Raw genomic sequence first — 3,844 nt, forward strand, 5'->3', positions numbered from 1 at the left:
GCACCGCCGGTGCGGGTCACGCGCGACGAGGCCGTGGCGTCCGCCGGCGCGTACGCGGAGTCCGCGCGGGTCGGGAGCTACGATCCGCAGGTCGAGTGGCATCGCGCGGCCGCCGCGGAGGCGTACGACCGCGGATACTTCCCCGAGGGGTTCTCGCGGCAGTGGTCGGCGCTGCGCCGCGCGCCCGAGCGGCTCGAAGCCCTGAGACAGGTGCGCGTGCCGACGCTCGTCTTCCACGGACGCCGGGACGACGTGCTGCACTGGGCGTCGGCCGTCGACATTGCCGAAGCCATCCCCGGTGCGGAGCTGCAGGTGCACGCCGACATGGCGCACCTGATCCCGCACGAACTGTGGCCGGACCTCGTGGCCGCCCTGCTGCGGACCGCGGCCCGGTGCGTGGAGGCGCCGGACGAGGCGCGCTGACAGGCGGCCTCCCGCCGTCCTACAGTGATGTGATGCCCGAGCACACCGAAGCGATCGCCGCCCTGCTCGACGCGGCCTTCGACACCGCGCTCGTAGGCCCCACCGGGGTCAGCGACGCCCTGCAGCGCCTCGGCCTGCAGGGATCCGAGGCCTCGAGCCTCGCCGAGCGGGTCGGTCGAGCGCAGCGGGAGCTGTCGCGGCTGCGCCGTCGGGAGCACGAGCTCACGGCGCTGTTCTCGAGCGCTCGGGAGCTCGCCGAGCTGCGGGACAGCGACGCCGTGCTCGCCCGTCTCGTGCAGCGGGCGCGGGAGATGATGGGCGTCGACCTCGCGTATCTCTCGGAGTTCGATCCCGACACCAGGGAGCTGCGCGTCCGCGAGACGAGCGGAGCGGTGAGCGCCACGTTCCAGACCCTCCGTGTGCCGCCGGGACGCGGCGTCGCGAGCGTCGTCGTCGAATCGCGCACCGCCCACTGGGTCGCGGACTACGCGGCCTACGCGGCCGATCGGCACGACGCGGGCATCGACGACGCCGTGTCGGCCGAGGGCCTGGTGTCGCTGCTCGGCGTCCCGATGCTCACCAGCGACGACGTGCTGGGAGTGCTCTTCGTGGCGAACCGCGAAGAGAAAAGCTTCTCACCCGAGGAGATCGCGCTGCTCTCCGCGGTCGCCGACCACGCATCCGTCATCCTGCAGACCACCCAGACGCTGCGCGACCTGCAGCTGTCCGAAGACGCCAGCCGGCGCACCCTCGAGAGCCTCACGGCGCATCTCGTCGAACGCGACAGGGCGAACACCGTGCACCAGGAGCTCGTCCAGGCCGTTCTCGCCGGCGGCGGCTTCGCTCCGGTCGCCGAGACCCTCGCCTCCGCGCTGGGCCGAGCGGTCGCGATCCTGGACTCCCAGGAGCACGTGATCGCCGCGGCCGGCCTGCCCCTCTCGCCCGACATGCTCACGCTCGACGCCCGGGTGCGCGACGCCCTCGACGAGAGCCGCCGACACGGCCACTGCGTCCCCGTTCCCGGTCCGGGTGTGCGCGCGGTCTCGGCGCTGACGGCCGGGAGCCGGCACTTCGGCGCCCTGCTGCTCGGCGACGGCGACTTCGAGCTCGGCGCCGTCGACCTGCGGACGGTGGAGCGCGCGGCGCAGGTCGGGGCGCTGCTCGAACTGCAGCAGGAGGCCGCCTCCGGCGCGGACCACCGCGTGCGGAGCGAGTTGATCGCCGACCTCCTCGACGACGTCCCCGAACGGCGCGCAGACGTCGACCGCCGGGCCCGCAGGCTCGGAGTCGACCTGGGCGAGCTGGACTCGCTCCTGCTGCTGGCGGTCGCCGGCGACCAGCAGACACCGGCGGCGCGGGCGGTGATGCGCCAGCTCGACGATCGCGCGTTGATCGGCGAGTACCGCGGGTACGTCGTCGCCGCGCACGCCGGAGGGCGGGGCGGGATCGAGCCGGACCGACTCCGCGCCCAGGTCGCGTCGGCCGTGCAGGGTCCGGTCACCGTCGTCGTCCCCGCCCCGGCGAAGGACCCGCTTCCCGCGGCCTTCCTTGCGGCCCGCCGCACGGCCCGCCTGCTCGCCGCGCTCGAGATCACCGACGTCACGGCCCGCGTGGAGGACTTCCTCCCCTACTCCGCGGTGCTCGACACGGACGCCCACGGGCTCTCGACGTTCCTGCGCGACACCATCGGCGCCGTGCGCACGTACGATGTCGAGCGCAACGCCGACCTGCTGGGCACGCTGCGGGCCTTCGTGCGCAACAACGCGAGCCCCACACGCACCGCACGCGCGCTCAACTTCCACACGAACACGATCCTGCAGCGTCTCGAACGACTCGATCACGTGCTGGGCGCGAACTGGCGGGACGACGAGCGCATGTTCCGCATCGGCATCGCCGTCCGCCTCGACGAGCTCCGCGAGAGGCTCCAGGGCGGTCAGCGCTGACGAGGCGGGCGATCCCCCTCGTCGGGGAAGGCCTCGACGCCGGTCTGAGGGAACGGGTGGGTACCGCGCGGGCCGAACACGAGCACGAGCTCCGCGACGGCATCCGTCTCGTTCCGGACGCCGTGCTTCATGCCTTCCGGGGCGTAGAAGGCGTCGCCTGGTCGGAGGGTCCGCCGCTCGGCACCGGCGATGACGACGATCTCTCCGCGGGTGACGATGTACATCTCGTCCGAACCGGTCGTCGAGCAGCTGTCGGGGTCGCCGGCCAGGTGATGATGCTGGCCCTCCTCCGCCCCCGGCTCGAGCCGGTACCTCATGGCGGAGATCGGCAGCGACGAGGTCTCCTTGAAGTACCACTCGACGCCGATCCTGCCCGCGCCGTCGTACAGCTCCCAGTCGTGCGCGTTGTCGCCCAGCCGCTGAATCCTCATGATCAGGTGCGGTAGAGCACGGGCATGGACGCGAGCAGGCGCTGCGTATAGGGATGCTCTGGCGCGTTCATGACCTGCTCACCGGTCCCCTCCTCGACGACCTTGCCGCGATGCATCACGGCCACCCGGTGGGCGAGATGATGCACGACGGCGAGGTTGTGCGTGATGAACAGGTAGGTGACGCCGGTGTCCTTCTGCAGCTGCACGAGCAGGTTCAGCACCTGCGCCTGCACCGACACGTCGAGGGCCGATGTCGGCTCGTCGAGCACCACGAACTCGGGCTCTGCGGCCATGGCACGCGCGATCGCGATGCGCTGCCGCTGTCCGCCGGAGAACTCGTGCGGGTACCGCTCGGCCGAGTCCATCGGCAGACCGACGCGGTCCAGCGCGTCGGCGATGCGGCGGCGGCGCTCCTTTGCTCCGATGCCGGCGGCGACGAGCGGCTCCGAGATCGAGCGTGCGACCGTGAAACGCGGGTCGAGCGAGTCGTTCGGGTCCTGGAACACCATCTGGATGCGTCGACGGTGGGTGCGCAGCGCACGCCCGCGCAGCCCCGTCACGTCCTCGCCGTCGAACTCGATCGTTCCTGCGGTGGGCTTTCGCATCAGCAGGATGGCACGGGCCAGGGTGCTCTTCCCGGAGCCGGACTCGCCGACCAGCCCGAGCGTCTCGCCGCGGGGGACGGCGAGACTCACGTCGTCGAGCGCGACCATGGCATCGTCGCCGTGACCGAAGCGCTGGGTGATGTTCCTGACCCGCAGGACGTCGTCGCTCATGAGACCTCCTCGAGTTCGGCGGGGGCGTCGGCGAAGTCATTCAGAGCCGGGATCACGGCGAGCGGGGAGCGCACGGGGACCGAGGGTCGCGGGATGCTCTCCAGCAGAGCCCGGGTGTACGGATGCCGCGGATCGTCGAGCACACGACGAGCCGATCCGGACTCGACCACTCTCCCCCGGTACATCACGGCGACGCGCTCGCACAGCTGCCCGATCACGCCGAGGTCGTGGCTGATGAAGAGCACGCCCATGCCGGTCTCGTCTCTCAGGC

At 71.8% G+C, this 3,844-nt stretch carries 4 protein-coding genes and 1 pseudogene; 2 read left to right on the forward strand and 3 right to left on the reverse strand.

Features of this window, described 5'->3' with window-relative positions; translation table 11 throughout:
• Positions 1–423: alpha/beta hydrolase (locus RIF89_RS11955; RefSeq protein ID WP_309069331.1), on the forward strand; the 423-nt coding region annotated here is incomplete at its 5' end.
• 32 nt (positions 424–455) lie between these two features.
• Positions 456–2,366, forward strand: coding sequence for a GAF domain-containing protein (locus RIF89_RS11960; RefSeq protein ID WP_309069332.1), 1,911 nt, complete (start codon positions 456–458; stop codon positions 2,364–2,366).
• On the opposite strand, the gene RIF89_RS11965 is transcribed toward RIF89_RS11960, so the two are convergent.
• The 3 genes and pseudogenes from RIF89_RS11965 to RIF89_RS11975 form a co-directional block, all read right to left on the reverse strand.
• On the reverse strand, positions 2,357–2,797 hold the full coding sequence (locus RIF89_RS11965) for a cupin domain-containing protein (RefSeq protein WP_309069333.1): 441 nt from the start codon (positions 2,795–2,797) through the stop codon (positions 2,357–2,359). The genes RIF89_RS11960 and RIF89_RS11965 overlap by 10 nt on opposite strands.
• Positions 2,798–2,799: 2 nt before the next feature.
• Positions 2,800–3,573 carry an ATP-binding cassette domain-containing protein gene (locus RIF89_RS11970; RefSeq protein ID WP_309069334.1) on the reverse strand — a complete coding sequence of 258 codons (774 nt, stop codon included), beginning with the start codon at positions 3,571–3,573 and terminating at the stop codon, positions 2,800–2,802.
• Positions 3,570–3,844, reverse strand: a pseudogene (locus tag RIF89_RS11975) (ABC transporter ATP-binding protein); the annotation flags it as partial. The gene RIF89_RS11970 and the pseudogene RIF89_RS11975, both read right to left, overlap by 4 nt.

The sequence above is a fragment of the Microbacterium sp. genome (assembly GCF_031178525.1).
Classification (GTDB): domain Bacteria; phylum Actinomycetota; class Actinomycetes; order Actinomycetales; family Microbacteriaceae; genus Microbacterium.

Coding starts and splice junctions, on each gene's coding strand:
- RIF89_RS11960 (WP_309069332.1), top strand. CDS start 456: ATGCCCGAGCACACCGAAGCGATCGCCGCCCTGCTCGACGCGGCCTTC.
- RIF89_RS11965 (WP_309069333.1), bottom strand. CDS start 2,797: ATGAGGATTCAGCGGCTGGGCGACAACGCGCACGACTGGGAGCTGTAC.
- RIF89_RS11970 (WP_309069334.1), bottom strand. CDS start 3,573: ATGAGCGACGACGTCCTGCGGGTCAGGAACATCACCCAGCGCTTCGGT.